We start from the raw sequence: 19,660 nt of genomic DNA, 5'->3' as shown, positions 1-19,660 counted from the left end.
GAGCGGTTGCCCTGTGGCCCTAGAGGACGGGCAGGATCGTCGGCATGAGGTCCTGGAAGGTACGGCCGTTGGCCGGGTTGCCCAGGGCCGTCATCGACCAGCCCGAGCCCGAGCGGTGCACCTTCGCCATGATCTGGGCCGTGTACTGGCCGCCGCCGGCCAGGGTGTAGCGGGCGAGTTCCTGGCCGTTGGTCTCGTCGACCAGGCGGCAGAACGCGTTCTGCACCTCCTGGAACGTCTGGCCCGTGAAGGAGTTCACGGTGAAGACGATCTGGTCGATGTGGACCGGGACGCGGGAGAGGTCGACGAGGATGGCCTCGTCGTCGCCGCCCTGGCCGACACCGCCGACGAGGTTGTCGCCGGTGTGGCGCACCGAGCCGTCGTCGCTCACCAGGTGGCGGAAGAAGACGACGTCGACCGGCTGCTTGTCCGCGAACAGGACGGCGGAGGCGTCGAGGTCGACCTCGCGCGTCCGGGAGCCGAACAGGCCGCGCCGGGGAGCCGCCTGCCAGCCGAGACCCATCCGCACCGCGGTCAGGCTGCCGCCGTCGTTCTTCTGCAGACTGATGGCCTGACCCTTGGTCATGTTGACGGTCACGCGCTGATTCCCCTCTCGAACGTCCCCTGTTGCCGCGCATTCGCGGTTGCCCAGAACCCTACGCAGGGGCGCTGACAGGGACGTACCCCCGTCGGCGCTTTGTGTCGGTCTTGCAACACTGCGCATACGCGGTCCGCTGTCAGGCCAGGCCCGCCTCCTTCATCTGGCGCAGTTCCTTCTTCATCTCGGAGACCTCGTCGCGCAGGCGGGCCGCGATCTCGAACTGGAGGTCCGCGGCGGCGGCCCGCATGCGCGTGGTGAGTTCCTCGATCTGCTCGGTGAGTTCGGCCGCGGGACGGTCGGTCGGCACCGTCTCCTTGGCCTTGCCCTTGCCCTTGGCGGGCTTGGCCCCGTCGGCGGCCTTGCCGCCCAGAGAGGGCACGGGCGCCTTGGCGCCCCCGCCGTCCTTGCGCCCCTTCCGGTAGCCCGAGCCGAGCAGCTGCTCGGTGTCGATGTCCTCGCGGGCGATCTGGGCGACGATGTCGTTGATCTTCTTGCGGAGGGGCTGGGGGTCGATGCCCTGTTCCGTGTTGTACGCGATCTGCTTCTCCCGGCGCCGGTTGGTCTCGTCGATGGCCTTCTCCATCGCCGGGGTGATCTTGTCGGCGTACATGTGGACCTGGCCCGAGACGTTTCGCGCGGCGCGGCCGATGGTCTGGATCAGGGAGGTGCCGGAGCGCAGGAAGCCCTCCTTGTCGGCGTCCAGGATCGCCACCAGGGACACCTCGGGCAGGTCGAGGCCCTCCCGCAGGAGGTTGATGCCGACGAGCACGTCGTACTCGCCGGAGCGCAGCTCACGCAGCAGCTCGACGCGGCGCAGGGTGTCGACGTCGCTGTGCAGATAGCGCACCTGGATGCCCAGCTCCAGGAAGTAGTCCGTGAGATCCTCGGCCATCTTCTTGGTGAGCGTGGTGACCAGGACGCGCTCGTCCTTCTCGGTGCGGGTCCGGATCTCGTGGACCAGGTCGTCGATCTGGCCCTCGGTGGGCTTGACGACGACCTCCGGGTCGACGAGGCCGGTGGGGCGGATGATCTGCTCGACGACGCCGTCGCCGCGGGAGAGCTCGTAGTTTCCGGGAGTGGCCGACAGGTAGACCGTCTGGCCGATGCGCTCCTGGAACTCCTCCCACTTCAGGGGGCGGTTGTCCAGGGCGGAGGGCAGCCGGAAGCCGTGGTCGACGAGGGTGCGCTTGCGGGAGGCGTCGCCTTCGTACATGGCGCCGATCTGGGGCACCGTGACGTGCGACTCGTCGATGACGAGGAGGAAGTCGTCCGGGAAGTAGTCCAGCAGGGTGTTGGGCGGGGAGCCGGGCAGGCGGCCGTCGAAGTGCATCGAGTAGTTCTCGACGCCGGAGCAGGAGCCGATCTGGCGGAGCATCTCGATGTCGTAGGTGGTTCGCATCCTGAGGCGCTGGGCCTCCAGGAGCTTGCCCTGCTTTTCCAGTTCCGAGAGGCGCTCGCCCAGCTCCTTCTCGATGTCGTTGACCGCCCGCTCGAGGCGCTCGGGCCCCGCGACGTAGTGGGAGGCCGGGAAGACGTACAGCTGCTGGTCGTCGCTGATGATCTCGCCGGTGAGCGGGTGGAGGGTGGAGAGCGCCTCGATCTCGTCGCCGAACATCTCGATGCGGACGGCCAGCTCCTCGTAGACCGGGAAGATCTCGATGGTGTCTCCGCGGACGCGGAAGGTGCCGCGGGTGAAGGCCATGTCGTTGCGCGTGTACTGGATGTCCACGAAGCGGCGCAGCAGCTCGTCCCGGTCGAACTCGTCGCCGACCCTGAGGGGGACCATGCGGTCCACGTACTCCTGCGGCGTACCGAGGCCGTAGATGCAGGAGACCGAGGCGACCACCACGACGTCGCGGCGGGTGAGCAGCGAGTTGGTCGCGGAGTGGCGCAGCCGCTCGACCTCCTCGTTGATCGAGGAGTCCTTCTCGATGTAGGTGTCCGACTGCGGGACGTACGCCTCGGGCTGGTAGTAGTCGTAGTACGAGACGAAGTACTCGACGGCGTTGTTCGGGAGCAGCTCGCGGAACTCGTTCGCCAGCTGGGCGGCCAGTGTCTTGTTCGGCGCCATCACGAGGGTGGGGCGCTGGAGCTTCTCGATCATCCACGCGGTGGTGGCGGACTTGCCGGTGCCGGTCGCGCCGAGCAGGACGACGTCCTTCTCGCCTGCCTGGACGCGCCGGGCGAGATCGGCGATGGCCGTCGGCTGGTCGCCGTTCGGCTGGTAGGGGCTGACGACCTCGAAGGGCGCCACCGTGCGTTCGATCTGGGAAACGGGCCGCATGGAATCCACCGTACGACCCCGCACTGACAACGGACTCCGATCAGCGATTCTGCGGGGTCCGGGAGCGGCCGTGCTCCACGGGGCGGCGGGGGCGGAACCGCAGCCGATGCGCGGAGTGCTGGACGGCGCTGTGGGTGTGCGCGGGGATGCCGGGCTTGTGCTCGACGGGCGCGACGGTGGGCTTCCCCATGACCATCAGCGGGTCGAACATCACCACGACACCCGCGAGCAGGAGGAAGGCGAGCGGGCCTATCAGCATGGGCGCGAGCAGGGCCGCCGGCGACTCTCCCGAGGTGGGTGCGGCGGTGCCGTGGAGGTGGACGTCGAGGGCGGCCATGCCGGTGTAGTGCATGCCGCTGACGGCAAGCCCCATGACGAGGCTGGCGCCCACGCTCCACAGGAACCCCCGGACCTGGCCGGCCGCCCACAGTGCCGCGGTGGCGGCACACATGGCGATCGCGACGGAGATGCCGACGGTGACGGTGTTGTACTCCAGCTTCCCGTCCAGGCGCATGCTGGCCATGCCGAGGTAGTGCATCGACGCGATGCCCAGACCGGTGATGGTGCCCCCGGTGAACAGGGCCGTTCCCCGGGCTCCCTTGTAGCCCACGATGAAGACGCCGATACCCACCATGACGATGGCCACGGCGAGGCTCGCGAAGGTCATCGACTTGTCGTAGCGGATCGGGGTCTCCTGGACCGTGAACCCCATCATCGCCACGAAGTGCATGGTCCATATGCCGGAGCCGATGGCGGCCGAGCCGAGGGCGAGCCAGCCGGGGCGCCACGACTGGGCGACCAGCATGGATCTGGTGGTGCACCGCAGCCCCAGGGCGCCGCCGAGGCAGGCCATGAGGTAGGCCACCAGGGGTGTGACCAGGCCGTAGCTGAATCCGTCGACCGTGCCCTGCATGCGCGGCTGCCCTTCCCGCCCTTTACGTCCCGGAATTCCCGATGTGCGCCCCCTCCCAGGACCGCACGAGCGGTCAGGGTTGACGCAGAGAGTATGACTCCCACCGGAATGGTCGAACGACTTTCCGGCAAAGAAACACGGCCTTACCCCAGTTGTGCGGCACCAGTGAGCGGAGTTGGGTCATCTGCGTTCAACCTGTGGCCATCCTGCACCCCTCTCGCGTTGACCCTCTGCTGTCACAGTTGATCTGTCTGTGATGACGCCGAACGCTCACGCGAGGAGTACGCATGCACGCGCGCGCTGTTGCCGCCTCCACCACCGCACTCCTGGGGACCGCCGCTCTCCTCGTCCCCGCCTCCCCCGCCGGGGCCGCCGACGCCGGTGTGGCGCCGCTGGTCATCGCCCACCGGGGCGCTTCCGCGTACGCGCCCGAGAACACGCTGGCCGCCGTGGACAAGGCGGCAGAGCTGGGCATCCCCTGGGTGGAGAACGACGTCCAGCAGACCAGGGACGGCGAGCTGGTCGTCGTCCACGACGACAACCTGCGGCGCACCACCGACGCCGAGGAGGTCTTCCCCGACCGGGCCCCCTGGAAGGTGAAGGACTTCACGGCCTCAGAGATCGCCCGCCTCGACGCGGGCAGTTGGTTCGGCGCCGACTACGCGGGTGCGCGCGTGCCGACGCTGGAGCAGTTCGTGGACCGAGTCGAGCGGCACCACCAGAAGCTTCTCCTGGAGATCAAGAACCCGGAGCTGTATCCGGGCATAGAGCGCCAGACGCTCAAGGTGCTCAGCAACGAAGGCTGGCTGGACCAGTCGCATCTGGCGGGCCGGCTGATCGTGCAGAGCTTCAGCGCGGACACCGTCCGGACGGTCCACGAGCTGAAGCCCGGCGTGAAGACCGGCTTCCTGGGGACGCCCCCGGTCCCGGAGCTGTCCGCCTACGCCGGCTTCGCCGACCAGATCAACCCGTCGCACGGCTCGCTCTCCACGGCGTACGTCTCCGCCGTCCAGGCGTTCGACGGACCGCACGGCAGGCCCTTGGAGGTCTTCACCTGGACGGTCGACGACGCGGCCACGGCCCAGCGGGTCGCCCGGTACGGCGTCGACGGGATCATCACGAACAAGCCGGATGTGGTGCGGGAGGCCGTGGGCGGGTGATCCGTCGCCCGAGCGGCGGGAGGGCCGGCAGCCGGTTGCCGCCTGTCGGCCTTCCCGCCGCGGCGGCGTTGTCAGTGGCGGGTCGTACGGTGGGCGCATGGACAGCCATGGGCAGGTCGAGCAGCGGGTCGTGTGGAGCGTCGTCGACAGCGGTATCGGTCCGCTGCTGCTGGCCGCTACCCGCGAGGGCCTGGTCAGCGTCGTGTTCCATGCCACGGACACGGTACGGGACCGGGCGGTCGAGCGGCTGGCGTCGCGCCTCGGCACCGAGCCCGTCGAGGATCCCGGCTCCCCGATGCTCGCCGAGGCGATACGTCAGATCGCGGCGTACTTCGCGGGTGAGCGACGCGACTTCGACCTGCCGCTGGACTGGTCGCTGATCTCCGGCTTCAACCGCGAGGTCCTGCGCGAACTGGCCTCGGGTGTGCCGTACGGCACGGTCGTGGGGTACGGCGATCTGGCCGGGCGGGTCGGCCAGCCGGGCGCCGCCCAGGCCGTGGGCATGGCGATGGGCGCCAACCCGCTGCCGGTGGTGGTGCCCTGCCACCGGGTCGTCGAGAGCGGCGGCGGCATCGGCGGCTTCGGGGGCGGCCTGGAGACCAAGCGGCGGTTGCTCGCCCTGGAAGGGGTGCTGCCCGAGCCTCTCTTCTGAGGTCCCGGGCCTGGTCAGTCGTAGTGCCGCGCCTCGAAGACGTTGCCGTCCGGGTCCCGGAAGTAGAAGCTGCGGGTGGCCTTGCCGCGAGCCCCGAAGGAGTCGTACGAGAGTTCGGACACTGGTACGGCGCGTTCCTCGAGCCGGCCGAGAAGGGCGTCGAAGTCGCCGCGGGGCAGGGACAGGCAGACGTGGTTGACGGGGTGGCCCGCACTGTCCGCGGCGCCGGGCAGCATGGTCATGCGTTCGGCGAAGTTCAGCGGCATGAGGTCGAGGATGGTCTCGTCGTTGACGCGCACGGAGGGGAACGGCACCTGGCCCGCGGCGAACTCGGTGAGCCTGAGCGGCTCCATGCCGACGGCCTTCTCGTAGAAGTCGGCGGCGGCGACCGGGTCGCGCACCCAGAGGACGACGTGGTCGAGACGTGCTGTGTGGTCCGTCATGCACTCCAGGCTCGTGACCTCCGTGACAGCCCGCAAGGGTTTGGCCCGGCGCGCCGCCCGCCAGAGATGAGGGAGGACCGACTGACAGGAGGCAGACGCGTGGTGCTGGTGATGTCGGAAGAGGTACGGACGGCGCTCGAAGCGCGGCAGCCCGTGGTGGCCCTGGAGTCCACGATCATCGCCCACGGGCTGCCTCGGCCGCGCAACCTCCAGGTGGCTCTGGAGCTGGAGGCGGTCGTGCGGCAGGATGGGGCCGTGCCCGCGACGATCGCCGTGCTGGACGGGCGGCCCCATGTCGGACTGGGCAAGGAGCAGCTGGAGCGGGTCGCCAACGAGGACCGGATGCGCAAGCTGGGCCATCGCGATCTGCCGCTCGCGGTGGCCTCCGGGGCCAGCGGGGCGACCACCGTCTCGGCCACCGCGCTGCTGGCGGCGCTGGCGGGGGTCCGGGTGTTCGCGACCGGCGGGCTCGGCGGGGTGCACCGGGAATGGACGGCGACGCAGGACGAGTCGGCCGATCTGGGGCTGCTGGCACGGAAGCGGATCACCGTGGTGTGTGCCGGGGTGAAGTCGATCCTGGATGTACCGGCGACCCTGCAACGGCTGGAGACGCTGGGGGTCGCGGTTGCCGGGTACGACACCGACCGGTTCCCGGGCTTCTATCTGTCCGACTCGGGGCATCCGGTGGACTGGACGCTGCGGACGCCGGAGCAGGTGGCGGACGTCATGCGGGCCCAGGACGCACTCGGCGAGCCGGAGTCGGCGCTGATCGTCGCCAACCCCGTCCCCGAGGAGGAGCAGCTCGATCCGGAGCTGCACGCGCGTGTGCTCGCGGACGCGCTGCACGCGTGCCAGGAGGAGGGGGTCACCGGCCAGGCGGTCACGCCGTTCCTGCTCGACCATCTGGTGCGGCACACCGACGGGGCCTCGCTGAGCGCCAATCTGGCGGCGGTCCGCGGCAATGTGCGCCTGGCGGCGCGGATCGCGACGGCCTGGGCCCGGGGGTGACCGGAGCCGGGGACGGGGCAGGGGCCGGGGGTCACCCCACGGGACGTGAGGAGCGGTCCGTGGAGGGTGCGGCGCTGCTGGTGGTCGGGGATGTCATCACCGATGTCGTCGCGCGGCACCGGGGGTCGCTGGCGGCGGGCACGGACACGGCTGCCTCGATCCGGACGGTGCCCGGCGGGGCGGGCGCCAATGTGGCGTGCTGGGCGGCACACCGGGGCGGGGCCGAGGTTCGGCTGTTCGGGCGCGTGGGCGCGGACGCGGCCGCCTGGCACGAGCGTGAACTGGCGGCCCACGGCGTGCGCCCGCGGCTCGTGATCGACGCACGGGCGCCGACCGGCATGGTGATCTGCCTGGTGGACCGGGACGCCTCGGCGGAGCGGACCTTCCTCACCGACAGCGGCGCCTCGTCGCGGCTCGAACCGGCCGACTGGTCGGACGCGCTGCTCGACGGGGTGGCCCGGCTGCATCTGTCGGGCTACCTCCTGTTCTCCGAGACGAGTCGCGCCCTTGCGGCGGTGGCTCTGAAGGCGGCACGCGCGCGGGGCGTACCGGTGAGTCTGGACCCGGCGTCGGCCGGGTTCCTCCCAGGGCTGGGCGTCGAGCGCTTCCTGACGCTCGTCGAGGGCGTGGATGTACTGCTGCCGAGCCGGGACGAGGCGTGCCTGCTGACGGGGCTGGCCGACGCGGCCGACGCCGCGGCCGAGCTGAGCCTGCGCATCCCGCTGGTCGTCGCCAAGCAGGGGCGCGAGGGGGCACTCGTGGCCCGCTCGGGGAAGGTGTGCGCCCGCGTTCCCGCCGCCCCCGCGACGCCGCGGGACACCACGGGCGCCGGTGACGCCTTCACTGGCACGTTCCTCAGCGCCCTGCTCGCGGGTGCCGGGCCGGAGGAGGCGGCGGAGGAGGGCTGCCGGGCGGGTGCGCTGGCGGTGGAGCGGGTGGGCGGGAGGCCGCCTCTGCCTGGCTGAGGCGGGGCAGACCTCCCTGCCCGGCGGAGGCGCTACTGCTTGCGTCCCCACGCCGAGATCATCGGTGGCGTCGTGAGGTCGAGCGCGCCGGACGTCACGTTCGTGAGGTGCCGCTGGATGTCCTGGTCCGTGGCGAGGCCCGCGGTGACCAGCTGGTCGCGGATCTGGCGGACCGTGGCGGACTCCAGGGCCGCACAGGCCGGTGAGGCGATGGGGAAGTAGGCGTCGGCCTGGACTCGGGTCAGGCCGGCCTCCCGGAGCAGGCGCGGGAGGGTTCGGCCGCAGGGGAGGTCGGTCCCGCGGTCGGCGAGCAGTTTGCGGAAGCTGTGCCGCAGCCGGTTCGCGAGCTGCTGCTCGGGGCCGTGCTCGTCGGGACAGAGCAGGGGCTGCAGGGCGGGGTCGACATCCTCGACGAGGAGGCGCCCACCGGGGCACAGAGAGTCGGCCATGGACCGCAACGCCCGTTTGCGGTCGGTGACATGGACCAGGGCGAGGCGGGCGTGCACCAGGTCGAAGCCCTCCCCCGGCGGGTCCTGGGCGCCGAGGTCGTGGACGCGGACCTCGACGGGCGGCCGGGCGCCCCGGGCGAGCCGTGCGGTGTCGGTGGTGGTCGCGACGACGCGTCCGGTCGGGCCGACCTTCTTGGCCAGCCAGGACACCACCGACGGACCGCCGGCGCCTACCTCCCAGCACCGCCAGCCGGATCCGACGCCGAGTGCTTCGAGATGCCGGAACGTCGTGGGGTCGAAGAGCGCGGCGAAGGCGCTGAAGTGCTCGGCCGCCTCGGTCCGCCGGTTGTCGAGGAGGTGCCCATCGGTTCGCGTCATGCCGCGATCATCCCATTTGTCTTACTTGTTCGTAATCGTCGACGCTCCGGTAAGTCGACGCTCCGGCGGTGAGAACCGCACCCGCGCCGGCCCGCGTCGATGTCTCGGAGCGGCGGCACCGGCGAGTCGTTCGTCCACAGCCGGGAACAAAGTGGAATGGGTCGTTTCCACAGGCTTACCCGCAGCTCACGTGGGCCTGGCAGACTGGCGCGCCAAGGCGCAGGAACGGCGCGAGGAGTTCCATACAAGGAGATCCGGATGTCCATGGCAGGGAATCTGCGGAAGGTCACGAGCCTCGGCGGGGTCGGTGGCCTTCGCAAGGTGGCTCGGCTGGCCAGGCGGCGCCCGCGCGTCGACCTGAGTCACCCGGCCCGCTCCCCGCTGGGCTCCTCGGTGGTGAACTGCGTGACGTACCGGGACGGTGTCCGCACCCCCACGCGCGGCGATCTGGTGGATGTCGTGGAGCGGGTGCGCAAGAGCCGGGAGGGTTTCGTCTGGCTCGGACTGCACGAGCCGACCGACCAGGAGTTCGCGGGCATCGCCGAGCTCTTCGACCTGCACCCGCTGGCCGTCGAGGACGCCGTCGAGGCCCACCAGCGCCCCAAGCTGGAGCGGTACGGAGAGACGCTCTTCGCGGTGTTCAAGACGGTCTGCTACGTCGAGCACGAGGAACTGACCGCCACGAGCGAGGTGGTGAACACCGGCGAGATCATGGTGTTCGTCGGCGGGGACTTCGTGATCACGGTCCGGCACGGCCGGCACGGCTCGCTGGGCCCGCTGCGCGAGGAGCTGGAGTCCGATCCCGGCCAGCTGGCCAAGGGCCCGTCCGCGGTGCTGCACGCGATCGCGGACCACGTGGTCGACGACTACCTGACCGTCACGGACTCGATGCAGGCGGACATCGACCATGTCGAGACCGATGTCTTCGCGGAGACCGGTGCGCGAGCGGACCCGGGACGCATCTACCAGCTCAAGCGCGAACTGCTCGAGCTGAAGCGGGCCGTGGTGCCGCTCAGCCGCCCGCTGGAGGATCTCGCCACCCGGCCGATCCGAGCGGTCGACCCGGAGATACAGGCGTACTTCCGCGACGTCTCGGACCATCTGCTGCGGGCGAAGGAGCAGATCGCCGCCTTCGACGAACTGCTCAACTCCATTCTGCAGGCCCACCTGGCGCAGGTCACGGTCGCGCAGAACGAGGACATGCGGAAGATCACGGCATGGGCCGCGATCATCGCCGTGCCCACGATGGTCTGCGGGGTGTACGGCATGAACTTCGAGCACATGCCGGAGCTGCACTGGCGGTACGGCTACGGCATGGTCCTCGGCGTCATATCCGTCGCGTGCGTGACGCTGTACCGGGCGTTCCGGCGCAGCGGCTGGCTCTGACCCGGGCCGTGACGCGCGGGGAGTGACCCACGGGGGTCAGCGGGTGGTGGTGGAGTAGACGCTCTCGGCCCAGGAGGCGATCTGGTCGTCCGCCAGGTGCCGGGCCAGGTCGGCTTCGCTGATCATGCCGACCAGGCGCTTGTCCTGGATCACGGGCAGCCTGCGGATCTGGTGCTCCCGCATCTCACGGAGCACTTCGCCGACATCGGCGTTCGCGTCGATCCAGCGCGGGGTGCCCTTGGCCATCTCACCCGCGGTGATCCTGGCGGGGTCGTGCCCCATGGCGACGCAGCCGACGACGATGTCGCGGTCGGTGAGGATGCCGCAGAGCCGCTCGTTCTCGTCGCTGATGGGCAGGGCGCCGACGTTCAGTTCGCGCATGAGCTGGGCGGCGCGGTCGAGGGTTTCGTGCGCGGGGATCCACCGGGCGCCGCGGTGCATGATGTCTCCGGCGGTGGTCATGGAGTACCTCCCGATGCCGGACGGCCGGCGCGGCGCGGGACGCACCGCGAGTCCCGACGCCCTTCATTCTCGCCGCGCCGCCGGATGCCCGCACACGGAAGCCCCATCCGCCGGATGCCCGCACACGGAAGCCGAAGCCGTCACGGGATGCCGAACCCGGCACCCTCCGCTCCCACGCAACCGCGAGCAGCCGCTCAACCGCTCCACGCCGGATGGCGCGGATCATCGGCCCGTACCAGGACGTCGGCCGTGCCGGCCGGGTCCGTCTCGTGCTCGTAGCGCTCGAAGGCCGGGAGGGTCCAGTGCTCGGTCTCGGGCGTGCGGCGGCGCAGGGCACCCGGGGAGAGCAGGACGTGAACACTCAGGTCGAAGGGGAACCAGTGCCGAAGGAGGAAGGGTCCGTGCAGCAACAGGGCACCACCGGGCGGGAGTTCGACGTAGGGGCTGCGTGTGGCGCGGTCGGCGGTTGGGTCCCACAGGTCAGGCAGGACGCGGCCGTCGCCGCCGGTTTCGAGAGGGCCGAACACCTCGCGCCACAGTGCGCCGGTGTCGTACCAGCCGTTGTAATAGGCCTCCACGTCCCGGTGGCCGTACTCCAGACGCACCGAGGCGGGGCGCAGGAAGCCCTCCGTACCCACGACGAGCGACGAGCGGCCTCGTACGCGCAGGGCCTCGGAGACACGCTGAGCGAGATCTCCCGGGCGGGCGGCCGGGGCGCCGTCGAAGGCGACGCGCGGCGAGGGAGCGCCGTCGGCGGGCTTCAGGTCGAGGAGGCGCTCGGCGAGCAGGTCGCCGAGCCGGTCCCAGGTGATCGCTTCGAGTCGCACACAGCCCATGATGCGTCAGGCCGGGGCAGGAGCTGTCGCGCCCGCGGGCTCCTCGGACACCGGGGAGGGGCAGGCCTCGGGAAGGCGGCGTCGAGACGGCCGGGGTCGGTCGTGGCGGGCGTAGTTCGTCCCGTCGTCAGGGGGAATGAACCACGTATGGTCCCGCGCGCGATGCTTCCGCCCCTCACCGGGCTCCTCGTCTTCCAGCCTCTCAAGGGCCGGTACTGCGCCGAGTGCCGGCGAGGGCCGCTGCCCCTGCTCACCTTGGAGGACCGTGCCCCGCGCTGCCTCGACTGTGCCGACCTCGGGCATCTGGTGTTCCTGCCGAGCGGCGACACGGCCCTGACGCGCAGATCGCGGGAGGAGAGCACCCTGTCGGCGGTGGTGGTGCGGTTCAACCGGCGCAAGAGCCGTTACGAACGGCAGGGCGTCCTGGTCGAGGAGGAGGCGCTGGTCAAGGCCGAGCAGCGATGTCTCGCGGACGCCGAGGCACGGCGGCGGCGCCGGGCGCGGGACGCGCGGCGGCGGGCGGCCCAGGACGAGCTGCTCGCTCTGGCGTTCACGGCGGAGATACGGCGGCTGTATCCCGGATGCCCCGCCGACCGGGCACAGGCCATCGCCGCACACGCCTCGGAGCGCGGCAGCGGACGGGTGGGCCGCAGTGCGGCGGGACGGGCGCTGACCGAGGGCGCGGTGGCCTCGGCGGTCGTGGCGTCCGTGCGGCATCTGGACACGCCGTACGACCGGCTGCTGATGAGCGGGGTGCCGCGACACGAGGCGCGACGGCGGATCGCGGCGGCGGTGGAGACGGTGCTGAGAGGGTGGGCCGAGGCGGGGCTCGGTTCCGCCGGGTGATCCGGCACCGCCGCGACGGCATGCCGCCACACGGCAGACGGCAGACGGCACTCGGCACTCGGCCCGGTGTCGTCCGGTGGGCACGGCCGTCCGGTGGATCGTGGACGATCGCTTACGGCCCCGCGCCGATCAGCCATGGTCACTGTGCTCGTACGGGAATTCACTTGTGGTGAGGAAGGGTGCCGGGCAGGATCCCGGCTGGACGGGCGGGAGAGGCTGACATGATCGACGGACCGTACTTCGTACTGACGGTGCTGGGTGTGCTCGGGACCGGCCTGGTGGCCGGGGTGTTCTGCGGCTTCTCGACCTTCGTCATGCGGGGCCTGGCCACGCTGCCGCCCATGCAGGGGGTCGCCGCGATGAACGCGATCAACGTGGCCGCTGTGACGCCGCCCTTCATGGTCGTGTTCCTCGGGTCGGCGGTGCTGTGCGCGGTGATCGCCGTGGTGACGTTCGTGCTGTGGCCGGAGGAGGGGACGGTGGAGCTGCTGGTGGGCAGCGCGCTGTATCTGTTCGGCTCGTTCGGGCTCACCATGGTCGCGAACGTGCCGCGCAACGACGCGCTGCTCAAGCTGGACCCGGGCACGTCGGAGGCGGCCGCGTACTGGCCGGCGTATGTGCGCGAGTGGACGATGTGGAACCACGTCCGCACGGCCGCTTCGGCCGGGGCGGCGCTGGCGTACGTGCTGGCGCTCACCTGACGGCCGTGGCGACGGGCAGCGCCCCGGAGGCGGACGTATCGTGGCCGGAGGAAGTACCGCCCGACGACGCACGGCCTGTCACACGCGCACGCAAGGAAGACGGCCATGGCCGATCCCAAGGGTTTCATGACCACCCCCCGCCAGGACTGGCCGCGGCGGCCGGTCGAGGAGCGGGTGCGGGACTGGGACGAGGTCTACGTCCCCGGGGCGCTGCTGCCGATCATCAGCAAGCAGGCGGATCGCTGCATGGACTGCGGCATCCCCTTCTGCCACGAGGCCTGCCCGCTGGGCAATCTGATCCCCGAGTGGAACGACCTGGTGTCGAGGGAGGACTGGCGGGCGGCCGCCGACCGGCTGCACGCCACGAACAATTTCCCGGAGTTCACCGGCCGGTTGTGCCCGGCGCCGTGCGAGGCGGGGTGTGTGCTGGCGATCAACCAGCCGGCCGTCACCATCAAGAACGTCGAGTGCGCGATCGCCGACCGGGTGTGGGAGGAGGGCTTCGCGCCGCCGAGGCCGCCGGAGCGGCTGTCCGGCAAGACGGTCGCGGTGATCGGTTCGGGGCCCACCGGGCTGGCCGCGGCCCAGCAGCTGACCCGGGCCGGGCACACGGTCGCGGTGTACGAGAAGGCCGACCGGCCCGGCGGGCTGATGCGGTACGGCATCCCCGAGTTCAAGATGGAGAAGCACCATCTGGAGCGGCGGCTGGAGCAGATGCGGGCCGAGGGGACCAAGTTCCGTACGTCGACGTCGGTCGGGCAGGACATCGGGGCCGCTGAGCTTCGGACACGCTACGACGCCGTGGTGCTCGCCACGGGGGCGACCGCGTGGCGTGAACTGACGGTACCGGGGCGGGAGCTGACGGGGGTGCACCAGGCGATGGAGTACCTGCCGCTTTCCAACCGGGTGTGCGCGGGCGATCTGGAGGCCTCCCCGCTGTCGGCCGCCGGGAAGCACGTCGTCATCGTCGGCGGCGGCGACACCGGGGCGGACTGCCTGGGCACGGCCGTCCGGGAGGGTGCCGCGTCGGTGACCCAGCTGGACATCTACGCGCTTCCGGAGGCGCAGCGCGACGAGGACGCCGAGCCCTGGCCGACGTATCCGATGCGGATCTACCGGCTGTCCGCCGCGCACGAGGAGGCCCGTGATCTGCGGACCGCTCCGGTCGCCGACGCGGACGCACGGCTGTTCGCGGCGTCCACGCTGCGCTTCGACGGCGACGCGGAGGGACATGTGCGGTCTTTGCACCTGGTCGAGGTGGACACGCGGCGCCGCCCGGTGGAGGGCACCGGGCGGACGCTCCCCGCCGACCTCGTGCTGCTCGCCCTCGGCTTCTCCGGGCCCGACCGGCAGGACGGGCTCGTCGACCAGCTGGGGCTGGCCATGGAGCCCCGCGGGACCGTCGCGCGCGACGCCGGTTTCGCCACGAACGTGCCCGGAGTGTTCGCCGCGGGCGACGCCGCCCGGGGGCAGTCGCTCATCGTCTGGGCGATCGCCGAGGGGCGGGCCGTGGCGGCCGCGGTCGACCGTCATCTGACGGGCAGTTCGCGGCTGCCGTCACCGATCGGGCCGTACGACCGGCCCATGGTGGTCTAGGACGACCGCTCCAGGGTGCTCCGGAACGACGACCGCTCCAGGGTGCTCCGGCAGGACGACCGCTCCAGGGTGGCCCGGAAGGACGACCGCTCGGAAGGCGGTCACCGCTGTCACCGCTCGTCAGTGCCCGCCACCTTCGCCGTGGACAGCGCCACCCGGTTCCAGGTGTTGATGGTGCAGATCAGGGCGATGACCTGGGCCAGTTCCCGTTCCTCGAAGAGGGACGCGGCCTGCGCGTAGACGTCGTCCGGGACGCCGGCGTCGGCGACGAGGGTCATCGCCTCCGTGAGAGCGAGGGCCGCCTGTTCCCGCTCGGTGAAGAAGTGGCGGGCCTCGCGCCAGACGGCGACCATGTGCAGCCGGTCCTCGCTCTCACCGGCCTTGCGGGCGTCGTTGGTGTGCATGTGGAGGCAGTACGCGCAGTGGTTGAGGTGCGAGGCACGGATCTGGATCAGTTCGACGAGGGCCGGGTCCAGGCCCTCGCGGGCGGCGGCGTCGAGGGCGATGAGGGCCCGGAAGGCCTTCGCAGCGGCCTTGGCGAACTCCAGCCGGGCTGTTCCCGTCGAGTGCGCCCGCGTCGTGTTCGTGATCGTGTTCGTCGTCATGTCCCTCAACCTACGAGGCACAAAGACCCGCTGTAGGGTGCATTTCCATGGCGAATTCGTGGGTCAATTCCGCGGAGCGGATCGGGTCCGACCTGCATCTGGAGATGTCCGGGCCGGGCGGCCGGCGCACGGCGCTGATCCGGGCGCTGCGCGAGGCCGTGCGCGACGGGCGGCTCGCTCCGGGCACGCGGCTGCCGCCGTACCGTTCGCTCGCGGCCGACCTCGGTGTCGCCCGCAACACGGTGGCCGACGCGTACGCGGAACTCGTCGCGGAGGGCTGGCTCACCGCCCGTCAGGGCTCGGGCACCCGGGTCGCGGAGCGTGCCGAGCCGCTGCGTCCTGCCGCTCGCGTGCCCAAGAGGGCACCTCCACGCGTGCGTGGCCCCCGGCACAATCTGCTGCAGGGCACGCCGGACGTCTCGGCGTTCCCGCGCGCTGCCTGGCTGGCCTCCTACCGGAGGGCGCTCCAGCAGGCGCCCAACGAGGTGTTCGGCCCAGGCGACCCTGCCGGCCGGGCCGAACTGCGGGAGGCGCTCGGGGAGTACCTGGCCCGCGCGCGGGGCGTGCGGACCGAGCCCGGCCGGATCGTGATCTGCTCCGGCTTCGCGCACGCGCTGCGGCTGCTGTTCGGAGGCGGCGTGTTGCGCGGGCCCCTGGCCGTGGAGGCGTACGGGCTCGGGTTCCACCGGGAGATCCTCGCGGACGCCGGGGTGCGTACCGTGCCGCTCCCCCTCGACGAACACGGCGCCCAAGTCGACCGGCTGGGGCGCGAGCGTGCCGTGCTGCTCACGCCGGCGCACCAGTTCCCGACCGGCGGGCCGCTGCACCCCGCGCGCCGGGCCGCCGTGATCGACTGGGCACGCGCGCGTAACGGGCTGGTTCTGGAGGACGACTACGACGGGGAGTTCCGCTACGACCGCCGGCCGGTCGGCGCCGTCCAGGGGCTCGACCCCGAGCGCGTGATCCACATCGGCTCGGTCAGCAAGAGCCTGTCACCGGCGGTGCGGCTGGGCTGGATGGTGCTACCGGCGCGGTACGTCGAGGACGTACTCGCCGTGAAGGGCGAGCGCGAGGCATGGGTGAGCGTCCTCGACCAGCTGAGCCTCGCCGACTTCATCGTCTCCGGGTCGTACGACCGTCATGTACGGCGGATGCGGCAGCGGTACCGGAGCCGCCGGGACCGGCTCGTCGCGGCGCTCGCCGAGCACGCGCCGCAGGTCGAGGTCACGGGCGTCGCGGCCGGGCTGCACGCGGTGCTGCGGCTGCCGCCGGGCACCGAGGCGTCCGCGGTCAAGGCCGCCGCCTGGCAGGGCATCGCCCTCGACGGCCTGGCCGCGTTCCGGCACCCTGACGCGGACATGGCGGTGAGTGACGGCCTCGTCGTGGGCTACGCGACCCCCTCGGAGCATGCCTACGGTCCCGCGGTGGAGGCGCTGTGCGGTGCGCTGCCGCCGCCGTCGACGGGGGATGCGAGGCCATGAGCGCCGAGCCCGCGTACGGCGACGGGCCCGGGCGCATGCGGCAGCAGGACCCCGTCACTTGGTCATCCGCGATTCCGCGAGCGGGTACGGAGGCGTACTGAGAGTCGTACCGCCGTCGCGGACCGGCCCACGTCCGCCGGCGGGCGGGTCGAGCCGTCAGGCGCTCGGCGGCGGCGAAGCTCGCAGGACATCGCGCCGACGCCCGGTGATTCGGGCGTTCCCCGAGAGTCGTACGCCGGGGAGCACGCAACCCGACCACTCCTGGGAAAGGGAGGATTCGCCTTGTCACGGGTTGCCGGGAACGGGATCCTGCTTGCTGTTCAAAACCGCGGGCCCACGGCGACAAGGGCGTCGGCCTGCGGCGTGTTCGGTCGTGAAGCCGGGGGGAACATCGGTGACGGACTTTGCTTTTGACCCGCCTGACCCGCCTGACCCGCCACCGCCACCGCCACCGCCACCGCCACCACCGCTACCTCCCCCTCCCCTGCCGGATCCTCCTCAGCCGACGCCCGCCCCGCTGCCGGAGCCGCCTCGGATGCCCGATCCGCCGCCCGTCGCGGACATCCCGTCTCCGGTCGGTGAACCGGCCGCCCCGGCCGTCGACACCTGGGAACCTCCGGACGTCTGGGAGCCTCCGGAGCAGGCGAAGGCTCCTGATCCGCCGCAACAGCCGGATCCGGGGGACAAGGCGGCGCTCGACGCGCGGGACGAGGCGCAACGAGTGGAGCAGCAACTGGGCGCGGCCGCAGGGCAGGGGGCCACCGCGGCCAATGAACTGGCCGCCGCGGCCCAGGCGGACAGGGCCGTCATCGAGGCCAACGCGACCGAGGACCTCTTGCAGCGACAGCGGCTGGACGACCAGGCCGCGGACCCGGCGCGCCGGCTGGACCTGGAAGTGGATCGCGCTTTCACCGAGTGGGACCAGAACGGAACGGCGGAGCAGTCCGCGTACGAGACCACTCAGCGGCTCGCCAAGGGACTGGCGGGAGAGAAGGCAGCCGCCGAGGCCTTGGCGTCCCAGGGATACGACGTTCTGTACTACAAACCTGATATCGCGGGCACGAATCAGGGAGGAATCGACATCGTCGTCCAGAAGGACGGACAGCTCTATCTGGTGGACAACAAAGCACTGGAGGGCTGGCGCAATGTCAGTTCCGTGAGCGCCCTGGACAAGAACCTGACGGCGAACACGCAGTCCATGGCCGAGCTTTTCGATACCTACGCGAACGATCCCGCGCGGCCGGCCGTCGAGCAGGAGATGTATGGCGCGGCGGCCGAAAAGCTCCGCAGCGGCGGCTACGAGAAAGTGGTCACGAACGCGAACCTGGCCGCCGTCTCCGGCTTTCCTCAGGATGTCTCCGGCCGGCTGGACGAACTCGGTTTCCAGATGTGGGATCTGATGGGAAAGGCGAGTCCGCACGACCCGGACGGCGGTGCGGCCGAGCCCGGAACGCGGCAATTCTGAAGCCCGGAAGAGGATCATGGCGACACATCGAAAGCACTCGCTGGGCGCTGCCTGGCGGGAAGCGCGCAAGCTGACGAGTGATGCCGTCTCGGCCGGGATGTCCCGTGCGGAGACGGCGAATCCGGAATACGTGCGGCGTGTGAAGGACGCACGCGCCAAGGCCGCTCATCGCGCCAAAGAGCTCGGCCGCACGGCTTCGCGGAAACGGGGCGAGTTGACGCTGCGCTTCGCCGCCACCTCGATGGGTACGGCCACCGGGCGCGGCGCGGCGAAACTGGGCAGCACCATGAGCACGCTTCCCGTGCTCTCTCTGCCCGCGGATGTCTTCAACGAGCGAAACGGCATCAATCGCCTCGCCGAGAGGTTGCAGGAATCTCCCGACGACCCCTTCGTCAATCTGGTCCTCGCTGAATCGATCTCCCGCATGCAGCGGGAGCTGCTGACCCTGACAGCCGTGCGCACCGCGGTCACCATGTCTCCCGTGGCCCTGCTGATGCGAGAAAGCATGAAGACCGCGAGCGCGTTGAACAAGGCGAACGAATTACCCCTGGTCGACAAGCTGCTGAAGCGGGCCTACGGCATGGCGATGACCCGACTGCGCACACACCCAGGCGAGCCGGCGTCGCTCCACATCATCTCCCGCGTCTACCTCGCGAAGCGCAATCCGCGGGGATGCCTGAAGCCGGCCCTGCTGGGAGTATGCCGAGACGACACCCCTGGGGAAAGCGGACCGATCTTCTACACGATGAGCAGGGCCTATCAGTCCCTGGGAGACAAGGAGAACGCGCGGTCCTCCGCCCAGGCCGCGATCGACGACGACTTCTCCCTCGGCTGGCTGACACTCAGCGACCTGATCTACGAGGACCCGGACCTGGCGACCGCCAAAGCACGCCACCATGCGTATCTGGAGGCTCTTTCCCGCGTCGCACAGGAAGACCTCGCCTGTTACGCCGGAATCGACCCGCAGACCAAGGAAATCGCCAAGAGTGTCTATGCGCTGCAGAAGACCAAGGCCCTCACCGCGTACGCCAACGCCAACCAGGCCGTGAAACGCGTCCACGAGAACGTGACGCAGCGTCTCTCGGCTGCCAGGCAGGTGACCGACAAGCCCCGGACCCCACCGTCCCTGCCTCCGGGCGGAGGCACCGATGGATGACATCTTCGCGATGCTCGACGAGCTGCTGCTCGATCTCGGTGACGCTGAATCAGTGTCGCCGGACATCGACTTCGGCCAGGAAGCGCACTGGGCACCTGTGGAGGTTCCCGCGCAACTCCCCACCGAACTCATGGACCTCCTGGAACTGTCCGACTCCCCGCCTCCCGCGGCCCCGGACACCGCTGCCGCCACGGCTGACGGAATCAGGTGGGTGACGTTCCCCAATCCCTTCCGCGACGCCGAGGGGTAGGCGGCCCCGGGCGCCAGGGGCCG

At 70.8% G+C, this 19,660-nt stretch carries 20 protein-coding genes; 12 read left to right on the top strand and 8 right to left on the bottom strand.

What is annotated here, in order from left to right:
• Positions 1-19 precede the first annotated feature (19 nt).
• The 3 genes from ACFZBT_RS20390 to ACFZBT_RS20380 all read right to left on the bottom strand — a co-directional run bounded on the left by ACFZBT_RS20390 (position 20) and on the right by ACFZBT_RS20380 (position 3,798).
• Positions 20-598 (bottom strand): TerD family protein, encoded by a 579-nt coding sequence (locus ACFZBT_RS20390; protein WP_215122167.1) that lies wholly within the window; start codon positions 596-598, stop codon positions 20-22.
• A gap of 139 nt (positions 599-737) precedes the next feature.
• On the bottom strand, positions 738-2,885 hold the full coding sequence (gene uvrB / locus ACFZBT_RS20385) for an excinuclease ABC subunit UvrB (RefSeq protein WP_391105308.1): 2,148 nt from the start codon (positions 2,883-2,885) through the stop codon (positions 738-740).
• 40 nt (positions 2,886-2,925) lie between these two features.
• Positions 2,926-3,798, bottom strand: a complete 873-nt coding sequence (locus ACFZBT_RS20380) for an MHYT domain-containing protein (protein ID WP_391105306.1) — start codon at positions 3,796-3,798, stop codon at positions 2,926-2,928.
• 287 nt (positions 3,799-4,085) lie between these two features.
• Between ACFZBT_RS20380 and ACFZBT_RS20375 the strand changes: the two genes are divergently transcribed.
• Both ACFZBT_RS20375 and ACFZBT_RS20370 read left to right on the top strand, forming a co-directional pair.
• Positions 4,086-4,958, top strand: a complete 873-nt coding sequence (locus tag ACFZBT_RS20375) for a glycerophosphodiester phosphodiesterase family protein (protein ID WP_391105304.1) — start codon at positions 4,086-4,088, stop codon at positions 4,956-4,958.
• Positions 4,959-5,055: 97 nt separating this feature from the next.
• On the top strand, positions 5,056-5,610 hold the full coding sequence (locus ACFZBT_RS20370; protein ID WP_391105302.1) for a methylated-DNA--[protein]-cysteine S-methyltransferase: 555 nt from the start codon (positions 5,056-5,058) through the stop codon (positions 5,608-5,610).
• Between the two features lie 14 nt (positions 5,611-5,624).
• Here the strand turns inward: ACFZBT_RS20370 and ACFZBT_RS20365 are convergent, their stop codons facing one another.
• Positions 5,625-6,053, bottom strand: coding sequence for a VOC family protein (locus tag ACFZBT_RS20365; RefSeq protein WP_391105300.1), 429 nt, complete (start codon positions 6,051-6,053; stop codon positions 5,625-5,627).
• A gap of 102 nt (positions 6,054-6,155) precedes the next feature.
• Between ACFZBT_RS20365 and ACFZBT_RS20360 the strand changes: the two genes are divergently transcribed.
• The gene (locus ACFZBT_RS20360; protein WP_391105333.1) at positions 6,156-7,061 is read left to right on the top strand and encodes a pseudouridine-5'-phosphate glycosidase; all 906 of its coding nucleotides are present in this window, start codon (positions 6,156-6,158) and stop codon (positions 7,059-7,061) included.
• A 59-nt stretch (positions 7,062-7,120) separates the two neighbouring features.
• Positions 7,121-8,026: a PfkB family carbohydrate kinase gene (locus ACFZBT_RS20355; protein WP_391105298.1), complete on the top strand. Its 906-nt coding sequence runs from the start codon at positions 7,121-7,123 to the stop codon at positions 8,024-8,026.
• Between the two features lie 32 nt (positions 8,027-8,058).
• Here ACFZBT_RS20355 and ACFZBT_RS20350 read toward each other — a convergent pair whose 3' ends face one another.
• A complete protein-coding gene (locus ACFZBT_RS20350; protein ID WP_391105296.1) occupies positions 8,059-8,853 on the bottom strand; it encodes a methyltransferase domain-containing protein in 795 nt (264 codons plus the stop codon).
• 258 nt (positions 8,854-9,111) lie between these two features.
• Here ACFZBT_RS20350 and ACFZBT_RS20345 point away from each other — a divergent pair, with 258 nt between their 5' ends.
• Positions 9,112-10,239, top strand: a complete 1,128-nt coding sequence (locus ACFZBT_RS20345) for a CorA family divalent cation transporter (RefSeq protein ID WP_391105294.1) — start codon at positions 9,112-9,114, stop codon at positions 10,237-10,239.
• A 36-nt stretch (positions 10,240-10,275) separates the two neighbouring features.
• Here the strand turns inward: ACFZBT_RS20345 and ACFZBT_RS20340 are convergent, their stop codons facing one another.
• A complete protein-coding gene (locus tag ACFZBT_RS20340) occupies positions 10,276-10,701 on the bottom strand; it encodes a CBS domain-containing protein (protein ID WP_391105292.1) in 426 nt (141 codons plus the stop codon).
• A gap of 194 nt (positions 10,702-10,895) precedes the next feature.
• Positions 10,896-11,528 carry a uridine kinase gene (locus tag ACFZBT_RS20335; protein WP_391105290.1) on the bottom strand — a complete coding sequence of 211 codons (633 nt, stop codon included), beginning with the start codon at positions 11,526-11,528 and terminating at the stop codon, positions 10,896-10,898.
• A gap of 171 nt (positions 11,529-11,699) precedes the next feature.
• Here ACFZBT_RS20335 and ACFZBT_RS20330 point away from each other — a divergent pair, with 171 nt between their 5' ends.
• The 3 genes from ACFZBT_RS20330 (at position 11,700) to ACFZBT_RS20320 (ending at position 14,680) form a co-directional block, all read left to right on the top strand.
• Complete coding sequence (locus ACFZBT_RS20330; RefSeq protein ID WP_391105288.1) at positions 11,700-12,383, top strand: DUF2293 domain-containing protein; 684 nt, start codon at positions 11,700-11,702, stop codon at positions 12,381-12,383.
• Between the two features lie 221 nt (positions 12,384-12,604).
• The gene (locus ACFZBT_RS20325; protein ID WP_391105286.1) at positions 12,605-13,084 is read left to right on the top strand and encodes an anthrone oxygenase family protein; all 480 of its coding nucleotides are present in this window, start codon (positions 12,605-12,607) and stop codon (positions 13,082-13,084) included.
• Positions 13,085-13,189: 105 nt separating this feature from the next.
• Complete coding sequence (locus ACFZBT_RS20320; RefSeq protein WP_391105284.1) at positions 13,190-14,680, top strand: glutamate synthase small subunit; 1,491 nt, start codon at positions 13,190-13,192, stop codon at positions 14,678-14,680.
• Between the two features lie 110 nt (positions 14,681-14,790).
• On the opposite strand, the gene ACFZBT_RS20315 is transcribed toward ACFZBT_RS20320, so the two are convergent.
• Entirely contained in the window at positions 14,791-15,285 is a 495-nt protein-coding gene (locus ACFZBT_RS20315) for a carboxymuconolactone decarboxylase family protein (RefSeq protein ID WP_391105282.1), read from the bottom strand.
• Positions 15,286-15,332: 47 nt separating this feature from the next.
• Here ACFZBT_RS20315 and ACFZBT_RS20310 point away from each other — a divergent pair, with 47 nt between their 5' ends.
• From ACFZBT_RS20310 to ACFZBT_RS20295, 4 genes are all read left to right on the top strand, one after another.
• Complete coding sequence (locus ACFZBT_RS20310) at positions 15,333-16,766, top strand: aminotransferase class I/II-fold pyridoxal phosphate-dependent enzyme (protein ID WP_391105280.1); 1,434 nt, start codon at positions 15,333-15,335, stop codon at positions 16,764-16,766.
• A 535-nt stretch (positions 16,767-17,301) separates the two neighbouring features.
• A complete protein-coding gene (locus tag ACFZBT_RS20305; protein ID WP_391105278.1) occupies positions 17,302-18,231 on the top strand; it encodes a hypothetical protein in 930 nt (309 codons plus the stop codon).
• A 16-nt stretch (positions 18,232-18,247) separates the two neighbouring features.
• A complete protein-coding gene (locus ACFZBT_RS20300) occupies positions 18,248-19,387 on the top strand; it encodes a hypothetical protein (RefSeq protein WP_391105276.1) in 1,140 nt (379 codons plus the stop codon).
• Entirely contained in the window at positions 19,380-19,637 is a 258-nt protein-coding gene (locus tag ACFZBT_RS20295) for a hypothetical protein (protein ID WP_391105274.1), read from the top strand. The genes ACFZBT_RS20300 and ACFZBT_RS20295 overlap by 8 nt, the downstream gene beginning before the upstream one ends.
• Positions 19,638-19,660: the final 23 nt, after the last annotated feature.

This window comes from Streptomyces sp. NPDC008137 (assembly GCF_042957035.1).
GTDB lineage: Bacteria > Actinomycetota > Actinomycetes > Streptomycetales > Streptomycetaceae > Streptomyces.
The sequence above is the reverse complement of the archived record's forward strand: the minus strand, read 5'-3'. Positions and strand labels throughout refer to the sequence as shown.

Bases quoted from the DNA above. Each gene is read 5' to 3' on its own strand.
- uvrB (WP_391105308.1), bottom strand. From the start codon at position 2,885: ATGCGGCCCGTTTCCCAGATCGAACGCACGGTGGCGCCCTTCGAGGTC.
- ACFZBT_RS20380 (WP_391105306.1), bottom strand. From the start codon at position 3,798: ATGCAGGGCACGGTCGACGGATTCAGCTACGGCCTGGTCACACCCCTG.
- ACFZBT_RS20375 (WP_391105304.1), top strand. From the start codon at position 4,086: ATGCACGCGCGCGCTGTTGCCGCCTCCACCACCGCACTCCTGGGGACC.
- ACFZBT_RS20370 (WP_391105302.1), top strand. From the start codon at position 5,056: ATGGACAGCCATGGGCAGGTCGAGCAGCGGGTCGTGTGGAGCGTCGTC.
- ACFZBT_RS20365 (WP_391105300.1), bottom strand. From the start codon at position 6,053: ATGACGGACCACACAGCACGTCTCGACCACGTCGTCCTCTGGGTGCGC.
- ACFZBT_RS20350 (WP_391105296.1), bottom strand. From the start codon at position 8,853: ATGACGCGAACCGATGGGCACCTCCTCGACAACCGGCGGACCGAGGCG.
- ACFZBT_RS20345 (WP_391105294.1), top strand. From the start codon at position 9,112: ATGTCCATGGCAGGGAATCTGCGGAAGGTCACGAGCCTCGGCGGGGTC.
- ACFZBT_RS20340 (WP_391105292.1), bottom strand. From the start codon at position 10,701: ATGACCACCGCCGGAGACATCATGCACCGCGGCGCCCGGTGGATCCCC.
- ACFZBT_RS20330 (WP_391105288.1), top strand. From the start codon at position 11,700: ATGCTTCCGCCCCTCACCGGGCTCCTCGTCTTCCAGCCTCTCAAGGGC.
- ACFZBT_RS20325 (WP_391105286.1), top strand. From the start codon at position 12,605: ATGATCGACGGACCGTACTTCGTACTGACGGTGCTGGGTGTGCTCGGG.
- ACFZBT_RS20320 (WP_391105284.1), top strand. From the start codon at position 13,190: ATGGCCGATCCCAAGGGTTTCATGACCACCCCCCGCCAGGACTGGCCG.
- ACFZBT_RS20315 (WP_391105282.1), bottom strand. From the start codon at position 15,285: ATGACGACGAACACGATCACGAACACGACGCGGGCGCACTCGACGGGA.
- ACFZBT_RS20310 (WP_391105280.1), top strand. From the start codon at position 15,333: ATGGCGAATTCGTGGGTCAATTCCGCGGAGCGGATCGGGTCCGACCTG.
- ACFZBT_RS20305 (WP_391105278.1), top strand. From the start codon at position 17,302: ATGCCCGATCCGCCGCCCGTCGCGGACATCCCGTCTCCGGTCGGTGAA.
- ACFZBT_RS20300 (WP_391105276.1), top strand. From the start codon at position 18,248: ATGGCGACACATCGAAAGCACTCGCTGGGCGCTGCCTGGCGGGAAGCG.
- ACFZBT_RS20295 (WP_391105274.1), top strand. From the start codon at position 19,380: ATGGATGACATCTTCGCGATGCTCGACGAGCTGCTGCTCGATCTCGGT.